Source organism: Streptomyces sp. NPDC002209, from assembly GCF_042890265.1.
GTDB lineage: Bacteria > Actinomycetota > Actinomycetes > Streptomycetales > Streptomycetaceae > Streptomyces.
The window spans coordinates 1-16,212 of the sequence record NZ_JBIARX010000008.1 but is presented as its reverse complement, the minus strand read 5'-3'; the positions used below and the strand labels follow the sequence as shown (position 1 = coordinate 16,212).

General features: G+C 71.7%; 15 protein-coding genes and 1 riboswitch. Of the genes, 7 read left to right on the top strand and 8 right to left on the bottom strand.

Features of this window, described 5'->3' with window-relative positions; genetic code table 11:
* Window position 1: 1 nt before the first annotated feature.
* Entirely contained in the window at window positions 2-616 is a 615-nt protein-coding gene (locus ACFYXK_RS17565) for a CAP domain-containing protein (protein WP_389411899.1), read from the bottom strand.
* Window positions 617-854: 238 nt separating this feature from the next.
* On the opposite strand from ACFYXK_RS17565, the gene ACFYXK_RS17560 reads away from it, so the two are divergent.
* The 5 genes from ACFYXK_RS17560 (at window position 855) to ACFYXK_RS17540 (ending at window position 5,509) form a co-directional block, all read left to right on the top strand.
* Window positions 855-2,780: a bifunctional metallophosphatase/5'-nucleotidase gene (locus ACFYXK_RS17560; protein WP_389412107.1), complete on the top strand. Its 1,926-nt coding sequence runs from the start codon at window positions 855-857 to the stop codon at window positions 2,778-2,780.
* A gap of 53 nt (window positions 2,781-2,833) precedes the next feature.
* The gene (locus ACFYXK_RS17555; protein ID WP_389411898.1) at window positions 2,834-3,832 is read left to right on the top strand and encodes a protein kinase family protein; all 999 of its coding nucleotides are present in this window, start codon (window positions 2,834-2,836) and stop codon (window positions 3,830-3,832) included.
* 88 nt (window positions 3,833-3,920) lie between these two features.
* On the top strand, window positions 3,921-4,325 hold the full coding sequence (locus ACFYXK_RS17550) for a hypothetical protein (RefSeq protein WP_383505517.1): 405 nt from the start codon (window positions 3,921-3,923) through the stop codon (window positions 4,323-4,325).
* A gap of 3 nt (window positions 4,326-4,328) precedes the next feature.
* Window positions 4,329-4,766 carry a thiol-disulfide oxidoreductase DCC family protein gene (locus ACFYXK_RS17545; protein WP_389411897.1) on the top strand — a complete coding sequence of 146 codons (438 nt, stop codon included), beginning with the start codon at window positions 4,329-4,331 and terminating at the stop codon, window positions 4,764-4,766.
* An 11-nt stretch (window positions 4,767-4,777) separates the two neighbouring features.
* Window positions 4,778-5,509, top strand: coding sequence for a TetR family transcriptional regulator (locus ACFYXK_RS17540; RefSeq protein WP_383505523.1), 732 nt, complete (start codon window positions 4,778-4,780; stop codon window positions 5,507-5,509).
* Between the two features lie 20 nt (window positions 5,510-5,529).
* Here the strand turns inward: ACFYXK_RS17540 and ACFYXK_RS17535 are convergent, their stop codons facing one another.
* The 3 genes from ACFYXK_RS17535 to ACFYXK_RS17525 form a co-directional block, all read right to left on the bottom strand.
* Window positions 5,530-7,089 (bottom strand): ABC transporter substrate-binding protein, encoded by a 1,560-nt coding sequence (locus ACFYXK_RS17535; protein ID WP_389411896.1) that lies wholly within the window; start codon window positions 7,087-7,089, stop codon window positions 5,530-5,532.
* A 150-nt stretch (window positions 7,090-7,239) separates the two neighbouring features.
* Window positions 7,240-8,562 (bottom strand): metallophosphoesterase, encoded by a 1,323-nt coding sequence (locus tag ACFYXK_RS17530; RefSeq protein WP_389411895.1) that lies wholly within the window; start codon window positions 8,560-8,562, stop codon window positions 7,240-7,242.
* Window positions 8,559-8,819 carry an SCO4848 family membrane protein gene (locus ACFYXK_RS17525; protein WP_030154873.1) on the bottom strand — a complete coding sequence of 87 codons (261 nt, stop codon included), beginning with the start codon at window positions 8,817-8,819 and terminating at the stop codon, window positions 8,559-8,561. Before ACFYXK_RS17525 ends, ACFYXK_RS17530 begins: the two co-directional genes overlap by 4 nt.
* A gap of 121 nt (window positions 8,820-8,940) precedes the next feature.
* On the opposite strand from ACFYXK_RS17525, the gene ACFYXK_RS17520 reads away from it, so the two are divergent.
* Entirely contained in the window at window positions 8,941-10,197 is a 1,257-nt protein-coding gene (locus tag ACFYXK_RS17520) for a D-alanyl-D-alanine carboxypeptidase family protein (RefSeq protein ID WP_389411894.1), read from the top strand.
* Between the two features lie 47 nt (window positions 10,198-10,244).
* Here the strand turns inward: ACFYXK_RS17520 and ACFYXK_RS17515 are convergent, their stop codons facing one another.
* The 4 genes from ACFYXK_RS17515 to glyA form a co-directional block, all read right to left on the bottom strand.
* A complete protein-coding gene (locus ACFYXK_RS17515) occupies window positions 10,245-11,153 on the bottom strand; it encodes a YihY/virulence factor BrkB family protein (protein WP_389411893.1) in 909 nt (302 codons plus the stop codon).
* A 169-nt stretch (window positions 11,154-11,322) separates the two neighbouring features.
* Window positions 11,323-11,940 carry a 2'-5' RNA ligase family protein gene (locus tag ACFYXK_RS17510; protein WP_389411892.1) on the bottom strand — a complete coding sequence of 206 codons (618 nt, stop codon included), beginning with the start codon at window positions 11,938-11,940 and terminating at the stop codon, window positions 11,323-11,325.
* A gap of 120 nt (window positions 11,941-12,060) precedes the next feature.
* A complete protein-coding gene (trpS, locus tag ACFYXK_RS17505) occupies window positions 12,061-13,074 on the bottom strand; it encodes a tryptophan--tRNA ligase (RefSeq protein ID WP_383505540.1) in 1,014 nt (337 codons plus the stop codon).
* A gap of 165 nt (window positions 13,075-13,239) precedes the next feature.
* On the bottom strand, window positions 13,240-14,508 hold the full coding sequence (gene glyA, locus ACFYXK_RS17500) for a serine hydroxymethyltransferase (protein ID WP_389411891.1): 1,269 nt from the start codon (window positions 14,506-14,508) through the stop codon (window positions 13,240-13,242).
* 35 nt (window positions 14,509-14,543) lie between these two features.
* Window positions 14,544-14,634, bottom strand: a riboswitch (ZMP/ZTP riboswitch).
* 146 nt (window positions 14,635-14,780) lie between these two features.
* Between glyA and rocD the strand changes: the two genes are divergently transcribed.
* Window positions 14,781-15,989, top strand: coding sequence for an ornithine--oxo-acid transaminase (gene rocD / locus ACFYXK_RS17495; protein WP_389411890.1), 1,209 nt, complete (start codon window positions 14,781-14,783; stop codon window positions 15,987-15,989).
* Window positions 15,990-16,212: the final 223 nt, after the last annotated feature.

The following is a 16,212-nucleotide window of genomic DNA, read 5'->3' as shown; positions in this document are numbered from 1 at the left end:
GTCACTGCTGGCAGCGGCCGAACGTCACGACGTACGTGCCGGCCTGGCTCGCGCCGGCTCCGGCGCGGTCCGCCGCGCCCGGCTGGGCCCAGGCACCGATCTCCCGCATCGACGGGTCGAGGACCCGCTCGCGGTGGCCGTACGTGCTCACGTTCACCCACCAGTTGACCGCGGCGTTCGGGGTGCCCGAGCCGCCGCCCCAGCCCGTGTACGTGATCTCGGCGGCCCCCCACGACCGGGGGTTCGGGCAGTAGCCCGCGGCCTTGATCCGGGTACCCGGTGTCGAACCGGTCTGCGGGTTGGTGTGCGAATCCTTGCCCGGCCCCCACCACTTCAGCTGGACGGCAGCCGCGGAGTGCTGCTGCGCCGCGTTCGTCAGGGCCTGGTTCACGGTGAGGGCCGGCAGCCCGCGCTGCGTGCGCTGGGCGTTGATGAGGCAGATCACCGCGTTCCGCGCGGCGCTGTCGTTGCTGCTGGTCGGGGCCCGGGCCGCGGCCGCGGCGTCGCACGTGGCGGCCGTCGCCGGCGCCGCCGAGACCGGGACGAGCGGAGCCGACAGGATTCCTGCCACCGCCAGGGTCCGCGCGGTGCGGATGAGTGAAGCGTGCCTGCTCAAGGAGGTCCACCTCCCCTTTCACGCCCCCGCCCCTCCAGGCTGCCACCGGCCCTGCCGACCCGCCATCCGGGCCCCGGGCGGACGTACGGGCAGGCGTACCGGAAGGCGTACGGCCCGGCGCATCGACACCGGCCCCGCCCGGCGGGACCATTCCCCCGTGACGAGGCACTCGCACTCCAAGACCGTGTATCCGGACCACAGTTCTCACCACCTCGGGCGGCGCACGTTCCTCACCGCCATGGGAACCGCCGCAGCCACCTTCGCCACCGGCATCCCCGCCCACGCCACCGACCACGCGCGCGACGCGGCCTCCGCCGTCGAGTACGTCGACGTACAGCTCCTCAACATCACCGACCTGCACGGCTACCTCCAGGCCGCCCCCGGCAGCAATGCCACCATCAGCGGGAACGGGGGCCGTACCTACACCGTCGGCGGAGTCGCCTACATGGCCGCCCACCTCGCCCGCCTCCGCGACGGCCGGCTCAACTCGTTCTTCTTCACCCCCGGAGACTCCTTCTCCGGCTGGGAGTTCGACGCCGCCGCCTTCGCCGACGAGCCCACCATCGAGGCCCTGGACCGGATGGGCCTCGACTTCGCGACCGCCGGGAACCACGAGTTCGACAAGTCCCCCGCCTTCCTGCAACGGCACATGGAGCAGGGCGTCCCCTTCCCCGTCGAGGGCCGCGACGCCACCTTCACCGACTCCTCCGGCGCCCGCTTCCACGGCTCCGGCTTCCGCTACCACAGCGCCAACGTCGTCCGGACCGCCGACCGGAGCAGTACCGTCCTGCCCGCGTACAACATCGAGAAGGTCCGCACGACCACCGGCCAGGAGCTGCAGATCGGCTTCATCCACCTCACCGCCCTCGGCACCGAGCTCTTCCCCGGCTCCTACCAGCCCGGCCTCGCCACCCTCGACGAGGTCGCCACCGCCGACCGGTACGCGGCGCTGCTCAAGGCCCAGGGCGTCAACGCGATCGTGCTGAGCATGCACGACGGGGCGGTCGCGGGCGGCGACTTCAACAGCGGCACCGACCCCTCCGGCCCGGCCCTCGACCTGGCGCTGCGCGTCTCCCCCGACATCGACGCCATCGTCACCGGCCACTGGCACACCCGGTTCAACATGATGGTCCCGGACCCGAACGGCGTCCCCCGCCCCTTCGTCGAGGCCGGCTGCTACGGCCAGCTCATCAACGAGATCAACCTCCGCCTCGACCCGGCCACCGGCCGGGTGATCCGCGAGCTGACCGTCTCGACGAACCACCCCAACACCCGTGACGTCACCCCCGATCCGGCCCTCAAGGAGGTCGTCGACCACTGGGCCGGCCAGGCCGCGGCCCGCGACGCCACCCGGATCGGGAAGCAGACCGGATCGTTCGTCCGTACCCGCAACACCGCGGGCGAGAGCACCATGGGCGACCTCGTCGCCGACTGGGCGCTGTGGGCGGGCCGCCGCCCGACCGACCCCGAGAACGACGCCAACGTCCACCCCAACGTCCCGGCCCAGCTCGCCCTGGTCGCGGCGGCACCACGGGTCGGCCAGGCCGTCATCGCCGGCGACCTGGTCCGCGATACGGCCTCGGGCGGCGCCGTCACCTTCGGCCGCGCCTGGAAGGCCGTCGGCTTCGGCGACCCGATCGTCAGCGCGACGGTGACCGGGCAGCAGATCCACGACGCGCTCGAGCAGCAGTGGACGACCGCGGCGAGCGGGGAGCTGCTGTTCGCGCCCCTGGCCGTCTCCAAGAACGTCCGCTACACCTTCAACACCCTGGGCAGGGTCGGCGACCGCGTGAACCCGGCGGACGTGTTCATCGACGGCGCCGCGCTCGACCTCACGGGCACCTACCGCCTCGCGTCCCCCTCGTACACCTTCCTCGCGAACGACGGCTACGGCGCGCTGGACGGTTTCCAGGCGCCGTACCGCCACCAGCGCGACTTCGAGAGCTTCGTCGCGTACGTCCGCGAGACGCAGACCCTCACGCCCGCACCCCTGAACCGCGTCACCGCCGCCAACACCACCCGCCGGGGCGCCGAGGTCGGCATCGTCCTGGAACCCGCCCCCCTCCTCCTCCCCGACGGCAGCCCCATGCCCCGCCCCGAGGCCGCGATCGTCTCGGCGGACCGTCCCCGTACCGATCGCGAGGGCTTCCGGCCGCCCTGCTGATCCGCCGGAAAAGGTGACCGGGGTGTGACGTGCCCGCCGGTAGCGTCGGCCGGATGCACCGAGAACGACTCACGGCGTACGCCGCCGTCTCCGCCCGCCTGTCCCTGCTGAGCGACCACCGGCTGCGCGCGCTGACGGCCGCCGCGACACCCCTCGGATCCGGTATCGGCGGCCGGTCCGCCGAGTTGGACCTCGACGGGACCCGGGTCTTCGTCAAGCGCGTGCCGCTGACCGACATCGAGCTGCTGGCGCGCAACGTACGGTCCACCGCGAACCTCTTCGGACTGCCGCTGCACTACCAGTACGGGGTCGGCTCGGCCGGGTTCGGGGCCTGGCGGGAGCTGGCCGTGCACGCCATGACCACCGGCTGGGTGATCGAGGGCGCGTACGAGGGGTTCCCGCTGATGTACCACTGGCGGGTACTGCCCGACTCCCCGCCCGGGGGCGACGGCATCGACGCGGCCGTCGCCCGGTGGGAGGGATCGGACGCGGTGCGCCGGCGGCTGGAGGCCATCGGGCGGGCCTCGTACAGCCTGGTGCTCTTCCTGGAGCACGTGCCGCACCGGCTCGGCAGCTGGCTGGCCGAACACCCGGCGTACGACTGGGCGGACCGGTCCCTGCTGCGCGGTGCGGAGTTCATGAGCTCGCGCGGGCTGGTCCATTTCGACGCCCACTTCCACAACGTCCTGACCGACGGGGGGCTCGTCCACTTCGCCGACTTCGGGCTCGCGCTCAGCACCCGCTTCGAGCTGGCGCCCGACGAGGCCCGGTTCCTGTCGGAGCACCTGAACTACGACCGCGCGTACACCGCGAGCCATCTCCTGCGGTACCACCTGCCCGGCGCCGGCGAGCGCGACGACCTGGAGCACGAGGCCTTCCTGCGGGAGTGGATCGCGGGGCGCGGGCGCGGCGGGGTGCCCGCCGAGGCCGCCGCGCTGCTCGACCGGCACGCCGCTACGGGGCTCGTGATGGCGGGATTCCACCGGCGGCTGGTGACGGAGAGCAAGCGGACGCCGTTCCCGGCGATGGAGGTCGCGGACGCCTCGGCGTAGCCCTCCCCCAGAAGGCTTGAACCTGTTCAAAAAGAGGTCTACAGTCAGTCCTGCCAACAAGTTGAACACGTTCAAGGGGGGCGAGGGCATGGACCTCACCGTCGTCGCATACGTCATCTACCTGCTCATCAGCATCGCGCTGACCGTCTGGGTGGCCCGTACGCTCAGCCGCAACGGGCGCATCTTCATCGCCGACGTCCTGCACGGGAACGAGAAGCTCGCGGACGCCGTGAACCACCTGCTGGTGGTCGGCTTCTACCTCGTCAACATCGGCTTCGTGACGCTGTACCTGCGCTCGGACGTCGGCATCGACACGGCCCGCCAGCTCTTCGAGGCCCTGTCGGTCAAGCTCGGTGTCGTCCTGCTCGTCCTCGGCGTCATGCACCTCGGGAACGTCTGGGTGCTGAACAAGATGCGCCGCCGCGGGATCATGGAGCGCCAGCAGACCCCGCCGGTCGCCCCGCAGGGGTGGACCGCTCCCGCCGGGGCCTGAGCGATGGCCACGGCAACGCAGGCCACGCACCACCTGACCGTGCTGTACGACGCCAACTGCCCGCTCTGCGTCCACATCCGGCACTGGCTCCTCGGGCAGCGCTGGCTCGTACCGCTCCGGCTGATCCCGGCCGGGTCCTACGAGGCGCAGCGGCGCTACCCGCAGCTCGACCACGCGGCGACGCTCCGCGAGATCACCGTCATCGGGGACGCCGGGCAGGTGTGGACCGGCACCGACGCCTTCATCGTGTGCCTGTGGGCGCTGGTGGAGCACCGGCCGAAGGCGAACTGGCTCGCCACCCCGGCGGGCCGGCCCTTCGCCCGGGCCGCCATGTACACGGCCTCGGCATGGCGGCAGGCCGTACGGACCGGGCCCGGTCCGGAGGGTGAAGTGGAGCCGGAGGCACCGGCCTGTGACGACCACTGCGCCGTACCCGGATAGGCTCGTGCACCGTGACTGATCAGAAGGCTCCCAAGAGCGAGCAGACCCGCACGCTCATCCTCGAAACCGCGCTCCGTCTCTTCCAGGAGCGCGGCTTCGACAAGACGACCATGCGGGCCATCGCCAAGGAGGCAGGGGTCTCGGTCGGCAACGCCTACTACTACTTCGCGTCCAAGGAACACCTCGTCCAGGGGTTCTACGACCGGATCGGCGCCGCGCACCAGGCGGCGGTCCGGCCCATCCTGGACAGCGAGACCGATCTGCAGAAGCGGCTCGCGGGCGTGCTGACGAGCTGGCTGGACATCGCGGCGCCGTACCACGAGTTCGCCTCCCAGTTCTTCAAGAACGCGGCGGACCCGGAGAGCCCGCTCAGCCCCTTCTCCCCCGAATCGGAACCCGCGCGCAAGGCCGCGATCGACATGCACCGCGAGGTGCTGGCGGGCGCGAAGACGAAGGTCCCGGACGAGCTGGCCGACGTACTGCCGGAGCTGATGTGGCTCTCGCAGATGGGGCTCGTCCTGTACTGGGTCTTCGACCGGTCACCGAACAGCGAGAAGACGCGGCGGCTCGCGGAGCGCGGCGCGCAGCTGACGACGCGGGGCATCGTCCTGGCCCGGTTCCGGGTGCTGCGGCCGCTGGTGCGCGAGGTCCACGAGCTGTTCGCGGACTTCCTGCCGGGCATGGCGCAGACGGTGGTGTCGAAGAAGAAGCGGGCCTCCGACCCGGACCCCGAGCCCGCATAGCGGTCGGCGCAGCCGCCCGGCTAGAGCCAGTCGAGTTCCCACAGGCGCCAGACCCCGGTGCCGTCCGAGAGGTACTGGGCTCCGGAGACGGCGTCTCGGGACATGACGTAGTCCTTCTTCTGCCAGATGGGCAGCATCGGGACGTGCTGGGCGACCAGCTTCTGGAGCTCGCGGAAGTCGCCGGAGGCCTGGGCGCGGTCCGAGAAGGACTGGGTACGGGCGATCAGGTCGCCCACGGCCTTGTCGGAGAAGCCGTTGTTCATGCTGGAGTCGGCGCCGACGAGCGGGGCGAGGAAGTTGTCCGCGTCCGGGAAGTCGGCGATCCAGCCGATGGTGTAGGCGTCGAACTCACCGGCCGCGTAAGCCTTCTGGAAGTCGGCCCACCGGTCGACCACCTTGATCTCGACCCGGAAGAGCCCGGTGGACTGGAGCTGCTTCGCGATCTCCTCGGCCTCCGGGACGTTCGCGCCGCGCGCGTTCACCCCGAGGGTGAAGGAGACCGGGGCGGTGATCCCGGCGTCCTTGAGCAGCTTCTTCGCGGTGGCGCCGTTGGGCGACGAGTAGGTGTCGAAGAACGGCGTGCTGTGGCCGGCGATACCGGCCGGGACGAGCGAGTAGAGCGGGGTCACCGTCCCCTTGTGGACCGCTCCGGCCACCTTCGGGCGGTCGATGACGGCGGCGACGGCCTGGCGTACGGCGAGCGGGGCGGCGGCGGAGCCGGGGCGGACGTTGAAGACCATGCTGCGGGTCTCGGTGCCGCCGGAGGCCTGGTAGCGGGTGTCCTTCAGGCCGGGATTGAGGCCGGCGAGCACGTCCGGCGGCATGTCGCGGTGGGCGACCTCGATCTGGTGGTCCTGCCAGGCCTGGTTGAGCTGGGCGGAGTCCTTGAAGTACCGGACCGTGACGGCCGTCCCGGCGGGCTTGGCCTGGCCCAGGTAGCCCGGATTGGGCTTGAGCTCGGCGCTGGTGCCGGGCAGGTACGCGCCGAGGGTGAAGGGGCCGGAGCCGTCGGCCCTGCCGTCCTCGCGCAGGGCCTTCGCCGGGTACTTCTCCTTGTCGACGATCGAACCGGCACCCGTCGCGATCTTGAACGGGAAGGTGGCGTCGGGCGCGGAGAGGTGGAAGGTGACGGTGCGGTCCTCGGCCTCGACCGACTCCAGGGTGTTGAAGAGGGGAGCCGGGCCCTGGTCGGAGTTGATCGCCTTGATGCGGTCGAACGAGTGCTTGACGTCCTCGGCGGTGACGGCGCGGCCGCCCGCGAACTTCAGGCCGGGGCGGAGCTCGCACTGGTACGTGGTGAGCTTCTGGCCGATGAACTTGCACGCGGATGCCGCATCCGGGACCGGGGTGCCGGAGCCGGACCTGACGGTCAGCAGCGACTGGTAGACGTTGCCGAACAGGGCCCAGGAGCCGGCGTCGTACGCCCCGGCGGGGTCGAGGGAGGAGACGGCGTCGCTCGTCCCGACCCGCAGGGCGGTCCCGCTGCCGCGGCCCTCCTCGGGCAGCAGCTGCCAGGCACCGACACCGGCCACGCCGATCACCAGCCCGACCGCGATGACCTTCGTGCGGACAGCCTTCATCCTTGACCCCACCCCACCCCGTCCAGGGCATGCGCATGCCCTGGGTCTGACCGTCAATCGGCTCCCCATGTCCGATTAACGGTCATCCCATCACGGAAATCGGACGCCGGGAAGGCCGATTCGCGGCGGGTCGTTACCGGTTGCGACCGGTCAGGCCTGGTATGAGGCGAGTTCGACGACCGTGATGTCGGAGGGTGCGCCGACCCGGACCGGGGGTCCCCAGGCACCGGCGCCGCGGGAGACGTAGAGCTGGGTGTCGCCGTAGCGCTCGAGGCCGGCGACGGTGGGGTTGGCGAGCTCGGCGAGGTAGTTGCCCGGCCAGAGCTGACCGCCGTGGGTGTGGCCGGAGAGCTGGAGGTCGACGCCGTGGCGGACGGCGTCGTGGATGACGACGGGCTGGTGGGCCATGAGCACGGCGGCGCGGGCCCGGTCGCGGTCGCCGAGGGCGGCGGTGAAGTCCGGGCCGTGGCCCTCGGTCTCCCCCTGCACGTCGTTGACCCCGGCGAGGTCGAAGTACGGGAGCGCCCGGCGGGCGTTCTCCAGGGGCGTGAGGCCGAGCTCGCGGACGTGGTCGATCCACTGCTGGGCCCCGGAGAAGTACTCGTGGTTGCCGGTGACGAAGTACGAGCCGTGCCGCGCGCGGAGCCGGCGCAGGGGCTCGGCGGCGCTGCCGAGGTCGTGGACGTTGCCGTCCACGAGGTCGCCGACGATCGCGATGAGGTCGGGCTGGGTGCGGTTGACCGTCTCGACGATGCGGGTGGTGTGGGCGCGGCCGAGGACCGGACCGAGGTGGATGTCGCTGACGACGGCGATCCGGAAGCCGTGCGCGGCGCGGGGGAGCTTGGCGAGGGGGACCTGGACGCGCTTGACGCGGGGGCCGCGCAGGACTCCGTACGTGCCGGTGGCCACGGTCCCGGTCGCCGCGAGGGCGGCTGCGCCGCCGACCGCTCGGGCGACGAACTGGCGGCGGGTCGCCCCTGCGGGGCCCTGGGCCGCCGGGCTCTGCTCCTCCTCGGGCGGGAGCGGGTCGTCGAGGGCGGTCGCAGGGCCGTGCGGGGCTTCTCCCCCACCGGCCGTTCCGCCGTTCCCGGGGGCTCCGCCCCGGACGCCGCGGCCCGCACGCCGGCCGGGCCGGGAGTGCCCGGCGGGGGAAGGGTGTCCTCGGCGCAGCAGGAGGGCCCGGACGGGTTCTGCCACCAGCATGGCCAGCGCCAGGTACAGGAGGATCGCCAGCCACATGTAACCCGGCCAGGCCACGGACTGTTGGAGCCAGAAGGGGGCGCCGGCGCGGCCCGTGGTGAGGGCGGCCAGCGAGAGGAGCGGCAGGGTGAACGCGAGGACGGTGCCGATCCGGCGGGCCGTGGCGCGCGGGCCCGTCGTATCGCGGACCAGACGGACCCACAGCCAGCGGTGGACCAGCACCAGCAGGGCCAGGACCAGCACCGCGATCACCGCGAAGATCGCGGTCTTCACGCGTCCGGGCCCCGGCGTGATTCACGCCGCAGCGCGAGGACTCCGCGCAACCCGATCACACCAACGGCCGTCCCCAGGAGAAAGGAGGCGATGGCCAGGAGAAGGTGTACCCAGAAGTAGGCCGTCGGCTCGCCCGCCGCGTCGAATGCCAGACCACTGGCGTCCTTCCACAGGTTCCGGACGAAAGTTGCCCAGATGAACCAGCTCCACACTCCGAAGGCGAGCAGGAACCAGGAGACGGCGCGGCTGAGTTTCATGCCCCCAGTATCGGTTTGGTCCCCAGGACGGACGCGTCGGGGTGGGCTGTACCGGCGGTGGTTCGGCCATGTTGGCCGGTCCCTGACGGCGGAGCGCCGATCGGGATGTACTTTCACCTGCGTGTCTGCCAAGAAGACCGCGCTGACGGTCCTTTCCGCCGGGCTGCTGGTCCCCGCGATGCTCGTGGTGCCCGCGCACGCCGCGCCCACCCCGCCGACGGACGGGAAGGGCCAGCCGCCCAAGGCCCCGGCCGCAGCCGGGCCGCCGGCGTCGATGTCCACCGTCGGCGGAGCCCTGCTCGGCAAGCCGGGGGTCCAGGTGAACCCGCTGGCCGGCGCCCCCGCCCTGCCGACGAACCTGACGGGGCGTTCGTGGATCGTGGCCGACGCCGAGACCGGCGAGGTCCTGGCCGCCAACAACGCGCACTGGCGGCTGCCCCCGGCCTCCACCCTGAAGATGCTCTTCGCGGACACGGTGCTGCCCGGCCTCCCGAAGGACAAGGTCCACAAGGTCACCGACCAGGACTTGGAGGGCGTCGGCGCCGGCTCCAGCCTGGTCGGGGTCAAGGAGGACCACGAGTACTCCGTGCACGACCTGTGGCTCGGGGTGTTCCTGCGGTCCGGGAACGACGCCGTGCACGTGCTCGCCGCCATGAACGGCGGCATCGACAAGACCGTCAAGGACATGCAGGCGCACGCCGAGGAACTCCAGGCCCTCGACACCCACGTGGTGTCCCCCGACGGGTACGACGCTCCGGAGCAGGTGTCGAGCGCGTACGACCTCACCCTCATCGCCCGCTCCGGCCTGCAGAAGCAGGACTTCCGCGAGTACTGCGGGACGGCGGAGGCGAAGTTCCCCGGACGGCAGGAGCCCGGGAAGCCGCGCGAGTACTTCGAGATCCAGAACACCAACCGGCTGATGACGGGCGCGAGCGGCCTCTCCCCGTACAAGGGCATCGCCGGGGTGAAGAACGGCAACACCACCATGGCCGGCTCCACCTTCACCGGCGCGGCGCAGCAGGGCAACAAGAAGCTGCTGGTCACGGTGATGAACCCGAGCGCGGGCGGGCTGAACTCCGTCTACGAGGAGACCGCCGGCCTCTTCGACTGGGGCTTCGCGGCGATCGGCAAGGTCAAGCCGGTGGGCGAGCTGGTCCCGCCGAAGAGCGCGGACACCTCCTCGCTCGGCTCCCCCGCCCAGTCCCACGAGAACAGCTCCTCGGCGGCCGGCGGGGGCGCGGGGGGCGGTGTCGGCACCGCGCTCGGCGTCGCGGGCGGGGCGCTGGCCGTGATCGCGGGCGGGGCGTACGCGGTCAACCGCCGCTGGCCGCGCGGCCCGCGCGGCCGCCGCAGCGGGGGCGGCGACCAGGCGTCCTAGGCCGGCCGGGCCTGCCCGGCGGCCGGGCCGCCCGGCCGCCGGGCCGCCTAGGCCTCCTGCTCCTGGTCCGCGGGCTTCTCGGGGTCCTCCGCGCCGTCGCCGTCCGCGGCGGCGCGGGTGGCCGTCCAGGCCGAGCAGTACAGCAGCAGCTTCGCCATCAGGTTGATCCAGATCAGCAGGGCGACCGGCACGCCGAAGGCCCCGTACATGCTCTTCGCGGCGACCCCGCGCATATAGCCGCTGAGCAGCAGTTTCAGCAGTTCGAAGCCGGCCGCGCCGAGGAGGGCCGCCTGGATGAGGCTGCGGCGCGGCGGTTCGACGCCAGGCAGCAGGGTCAGCACGTAGAGCAGGATCAGGAACGCCGCCACGACCCCGACGAGGAAGGCTGCGGCCCGCAGGAACGCGCCGCCCGCGCCGTGCTGCGGCACGCCCAGCCAGCCGCCGAATTTGCCGACCGCGCTGGAGCCGAGGATCGAGGCCGCGGCCGAGCACAGGCCCACGCCGCCGAGGCCGACGAGCACGAGCCCGTCCTTGCCCTTGCGCAGGACGGGATTGCCCAGGTCCTCGTCGTCCTTGTCCCACACGACGCGCAGGCAGTCCCGCATCGAGCCGACCCACCCGATGCCGGTGACGAGCAGGAGGGCGGCGGCGACGAGCCCGATCGTGCCCGCGTTGGCGACGAGGCCGTCGATGTCGAGCTGCCCGGAGATGCCGGGGACCTGCTCGGCGAGGTTCTTCTGGAGCCGGTCCAGCTGGTCCTGGCTGAGCAGCGCCGCGCCGATCACGGCGGCCACGGTGATCAGCGGGAACAGCGCGAGGAAACTGATGAACGTGATCGCGGCGGCGAGCCGGCTCCAGTGGACACGTTCGAGGCGTTCGTAGGCACGCCACGCGTGCGTCCGCATCAGCCGGACCACGAGAGGCCCGATCACAGGGAGTTTCGTCAGCCAGTCCATGAGGTCACCGTAAAGGAGACGACGGAAATAGCCGGGATTGCCGGTTTTGGGCACTACGGTCGTCGATTGTGACTTTTCGCGAACCGCGTCCGATGGACGACCGTCCGTTCCACACCCTGGTCCTGCGCACGCTCCGGTTCCACGCCCGCCAGACGCTCAGGCCGCGCCGTCAGGAGCGCCGTACGGCCGTCTCGGCCACACCGGCGGTCCCCGCCGCCTCGTCGACCGGTGACCCGAGCTGCGCCGGGACGCCGGTGACCGGGCCGCTGCCGAAGGGGTACTCGCGCAGCTTGCGCCAGACCCCGTCCGAGCCCTGCTCGTAGAGCGCGAAGCCCGTGCAGGTCCACTGCGCCGCGTACTCGGCGAGGGTCGTGAACGCCAGGTCCATCGCCTCCTCGGAGATCCCGTGGGCGACGGTGACGTGCGGGTGGTACGGGAACGCCAGCTCCCGGTCGAGCGGCCCGTCCGGGTCGCGGACCAGGCCCTGGAGCCGGGTGCAGCCCGCAGCGCCCTCGACGACCTTGACGAAGACCACCGGGGAGAGCGGGCGGAACGTGCCGGTGCCGGCGAGCCGCATCGCGAAGGGGCCGAAGGCGGCCGCGACCTCGGACAGGTGGGCCCTGATCTCCGGCAGCCGGTCCGCGTCGACCTCGGTGGGCGGGAGGAGGGTGACATGCGTGGGGATGCCGTGCGCGGCAGCGTCCCCGAAGCCGGCGCGCAGCTCTTGGAGCTGGCTGCCGTACGGCTCCGGGACCGCGATCGAAACGCCGAGCGTTACGGTCCCCACGTATGTCTCCTCCGTCGTCTGGTGCGTACAGGTTGCGTACGGGTCCTGCCGACCCAGTGTGGGGCCAGCACCCCCCGGATTGCCAGGGCCTCTTTCCCTGACCGGTCCGTCAGCCCCGGGTCAGTGCTTCGCGGGGACCAGGCCGAGGCGGTCGTAGGCCTGCGCCAGGGTCTCGGCAGCGACCGCGCGGGCCTTCTCCGCGCCCTTGGCGAGGATGGAGTCCAGCGTCTCCGGGTCGTCCAGGTATTCCTGGGTGCGCTGCTTGAACGGTGTGACGAAATCGACCATCACACCGGCCAGGTCCGTCTTCAGCGCGCCGTAGCCCTTGCCCTCGTACCGGGCCTCGAGGGCGGGGACCGACTCCCCCGTGAGGGTGGAGTAGATCGTGAGCAGGTTGCTGACGCCGGGCTTGTGCTCGGCGTCGAAGCGGACCTCGGCCTCGGTGTCGGTGACCGCGCTCTTGATCTTCTTCTCGGTGACCTTGGGCTCGTCGAGGAGGTTGATCAGGCCCTTGGGGGACGACGCGGACTTCGACATCTTGATCGTCGGGTCCTGGAGGTCGTAGATCTTCGCGACCTCCTTGACGATGTGCGCGGCGGGGAGGGTGAAGGTCTGGCCGTAGCGCTGGTTGAAGCGCTCGGCCAGGTCGCGGGTGAGCTCGATGTGCTGGCGCTGGTCCTCGCCGACGGGGACGGCGTTCGCCTGGTAGAGCAGGATGTCGGCGACCTGGAGGATCGGGTACGTGAACAGGCCGACGGTGGCGTTGTTGACGCCGCCCTTGGCGGACTTGTCCTTGAACTGGGTCATCCGGCTGGCCTCGCCGAAGCCGGTGATGCAGTTCATGACCCAGCCGAGCTGCGCGTGCTCGGGAACGTGGCTCTGGATGAAGAGCGTGCAGCGCTCGGGGTCGAGACCGGCGGCGAGGAGCTGCGCGGCGGAGAGCCGGGTGTTGGCGCGCAGATCCTTCGGATCCTGCGGCATGGTGATCGCGTGCAGGTCGACCACCATGTAGAAGGCGTCGTGCGTCTCCTGCAGGGCGACGTACTGGCGGATGGCTCCGAGGTAGTTCCCGAGGTGGAACGAACCGGAGGTGGGCTGGATACCGGAGAGCGCGCGAGGACGATCAGAAGCCATGGGTCCATTCTCTCAGGTACCGGAGCCGTGCCGGGCCGCACCTGACCGGATTCCCTCGCGGCTGCGCCCCGGCCCCGCCCCCGGACTCCGTGCGGGACACCCCCGCGCCCCGCACGCCGGACCGGCCGGATTTCCGGCCGGTCCGGTGTGCGAGGACGGGCCGGGTCAGGACAGGGGGAGGCCCGGAGCCGGGTAGGCCTTGAGGAGGTCCGCCACCTCGGTGCGGATCGCGGACAGCGCCGCCTCGTCCGACGCGGACGCGGCGTCCACCGCTCGGGAGATCCAGTCCGCCACCGCCGGCATGTGCTCCACGCCCAGGCCCCGCGAGGTCAGCGACGGCGTGCCGATGCGGATGCCCGACGGGTCGAACGGCTTGCGCGGGTCGAACGGGACCGTGTTGTAGTTCACCACGATCCCGGCGCGGTCCAGCGCCTTGGCCGCCACCTTGCCCGGGACCCCCCGCGAGGTCAGGTCCATCAGGATCAGGTGGTTGTCCGTACCGCCAGAGACCAGGTCGAAGCCCCGTTCCAGCAGGGCCGCGGCCAGCGCCTTCGCGTTCGCCACCACCGCATGCGCGTACGTCACGAACGACGGCTGCGCCGCCTCGTGCAGCGCCACCGCGATGCCCGCCGTCGTCTGGTTGTGCGGCCCGCCCTGGAGGCCCGGGAACACCGCCTTGTCGATGGCCTTCGCGTGCTCCTCCCGGCACATCAGCATCGCGCCGCGCGGTCCCCGCAGCGTCTTGTGCGTGGTCGTCGAGACCACGTCCACGTGCGGCACCGGCGACGGGTGCGCCCCGCCCGCGATCAGGCCCGCGATGTGCGCCACGTCCGCGACCAGGACCGAGCCCGCCTCCCGGGCGATCGAGGCGAACGCCTCGAAGTCGATCGTGCGCGGGAGCGCCGTACCACCACAGAAGATGATCTTCGGGCGCTCCGCGAGCGCCAGGTCGCGCACCGCGTCGTAGTCGATCAGGCCCGTCCCGGCGGACACGCCGTACTGCACGCCCCGGAACCAGGACCCCGTCGCCGAGACGCCCCAGCCGTGCGTCAGGTGCCCGCCCATCGGCAGGGCCATGCCCATCACCGTGTCGCCGGGCTCGGCGAAGGCCAGGTACACCGCGAGGTTCGCCGGCGAGCCGGAGTACGGCTGGACGTTCGCGTGGTCCACCCCGAACAGGCCCTTCGCCCGCTCGACGGCCAGCGCCTCGACGCGGTCGATGTTCTGCTGGCCCTCGTAGTAGCGGCGGCCCGGGTAGCCCTCGCTGTACTTGTTCTGCAGCACCGTGCCGGAGGCCTCGAGCACGGCGGCGGACACGTAGTTCTCACTGGGTATCAGGCGCAGGGTCTGCGCCTGCAGGGATTCCTCGGCGGTGACGTAGGACGCCAGCTCGGGATCGGTGGCAAGCAGGGCGGGGTGGCGGCTCGCGCTCATGGCGGCTCCTCCGGGGTCGATGTCAGATCTCGTCCCCGCGAGGCCCAGGCGAGCGGCCCTGAATGCGGTCGTGCGCGCACGACTCCCCCGGAGTTGGTTCTCCGTACGCCAGTCGCCGTGCGTGCCGCCCACCTTAGCGGGCGGTCCACAGGAAAGGTTTCCCCGTCCGGTATACGAGCGACGTATAGCCGTATACAAGGTGATGTGACGCCGGTGGCACCACCCTCGTCACCCCTGTCACCCGGCCCGCCTGACCGACGATCGGAGACCCCGTGTCGACAACTGCTGAAGCCATGCGTTCCGCCGAGGCCCACAGCGCGCACAACTACCACCCGCTGCCCGTCGTCGTGGCGTCCGCGGAAGGCGCGTGGATGACCGACGTGGAGGGCCGCCGCTACCTGGACATGCTCGCGGGCTACTCGGCGCTCAACTTCGGCCACGGCAACCGGCGTCTGCTCGACGCCGCCAAGGCGCAGCTGGAGCGGGTCACCCTCACGTCGCGCGCCTTCCACCACGACCGGTTCGCCGACTTCTGCACCGAGCTCGCCGCGCTGTGCGGCAAGGAGATGGTGCTGCCGATGAACACGGGCGCGGAGGCCGTGGAGACCGCGGTGAAGACCGCGCGCAAGTGGGGTTACGAGGTCAAGGGCGTCCCGGACGGGCAGGCCAAGATCGTGGTCGCGTCCGGCAACTTCCACGGCCGGACGACGACGATCGTGAGCTTCTCGACGGACCACGAGGCCCGCGACCACTACGGGCCCTACACCCCGGGGTTCGAGATCGTCCCGTACGGGGACCTCACCGCGCTCGCCGCGGCCGTCACGGCGAACACCGTGGCCGTGCTGCTGGAGCCGATCCAGGGCGAGGCGGGGGTGCTGGTGCCGCCCGCCGGGTACCTGCGCGGCGTACGTGAGCTCACGCGCGAGCGGAACGTCCTGTTCATGGCGGACGAGATCCAGTCGGGGCTCGGCCGGACCGGGAAGACGTTCGCGTGCGAGCACGAGGAGGTCGTGCCCGACGTGTACGTCCTCGGCAAGGCGCTGGGCGGCGGCGTGGTCCCGGTCTCGGCCGTCGTCGCCGACCGGGACGTGCTCGGGGTGTTCCGGCCCGGCGAGCACGGCTCCACCTTCGGCGGCAACCCGCTGGCCTGCGCGGTCGCCCTGGAGGTGATCGCGATGCTGCGCACCGGCGAGTACCAGCAGCGCGCCACCGAGCTCGGCGACCACCTGCACCGGGAGCTGAACCTGCTGGTCGGCGGGGGTGCGGTGACCGCCGTGCGCGGGCGCGGGCTGTGGGCGGGCGTCGACATCGACCCGGGGCACGGCACGGGCCGGGAGATCTCCGAGAGGCTGATGGAGCGGGGCGTTCTCGTCAAGGACACGCACGGCTCGACGATCCGGATCGCGCCCCCGCTGGTGATCAGCAAGGAGGACCTGGACTGGGGCCTGGACCAGCTGCGGTCCGTGCTCGCCGCCGACTGAGCCCGCATCCGCCGCGGGCACGGCCGGGAACCGAGCAGGACCCGGCCGTGCCCCCGGCTAGGCCGTCTCTTCCGGATCTTGCCGGACCCGCGCCGCCCGGCACCGCACCTCGCCGCGTTGTCGGGGCGCCCGAGTACGTCCAGTACTCGGGCGCCCCTCCGCCTTGCGATGCACGGCACCAGACGACGCGGGCTTGACCGGCAAGATCCGAAAGAGACGACCT

Bases quoted from the DNA above. Each gene is read 5' to 3' on its own strand.
- ACFYXK_RS17560 (WP_389412107.1), top strand. From the start codon at position 855: ATGGGAACCGCCGCAGCCACCTTCGCCACCGGCATCCCCGCCCACGCC.
- ACFYXK_RS17555 (WP_389411898.1), top strand. From the start codon at position 2,834: ATGCACCGAGAACGACTCACGGCGTACGCCGCCGTCTCCGCCCGCCTG.
- ACFYXK_RS17550 (WP_383505517.1), top strand. From the start codon at position 3,921: ATGGACCTCACCGTCGTCGCATACGTCATCTACCTGCTCATCAGCATC.
- ACFYXK_RS17545 (WP_389411897.1), top strand. From the start codon at position 4,329: ATGGCCACGGCAACGCAGGCCACGCACCACCTGACCGTGCTGTACGAC.
- ACFYXK_RS17535 (WP_389411896.1), bottom strand. From the start codon at position 7,089: ATGAAGGCTGTCCGCACGAAGGTCATCGCGGTCGGGCTGGTGATCGGC.
- ACFYXK_RS17525 (WP_030154873.1), bottom strand. From the start codon at position 8,819: ATGAAACTCAGCCGCGCCGTCTCCTGGTTCCTGCTCGCCTTCGGAGTG.
- ACFYXK_RS17515 (WP_389411893.1), bottom strand. From the start codon at position 11,153: ATGGACTGGCTGACGAAACTCCCTGTGATCGGGCCTCTCGTGGTCCGG.
- trpS (WP_383505540.1), bottom strand. From the start codon at position 13,074: ATGGCTTCTGATCGTCCTCGCGCGCTCTCCGGTATCCAGCCCACCTCC.
- glyA (WP_389411891.1), bottom strand. From the start codon at position 14,508: ATGAGCGCGAGCCGCCACCCCGCCCTGCTTGCCACCGATCCCGAGCTG.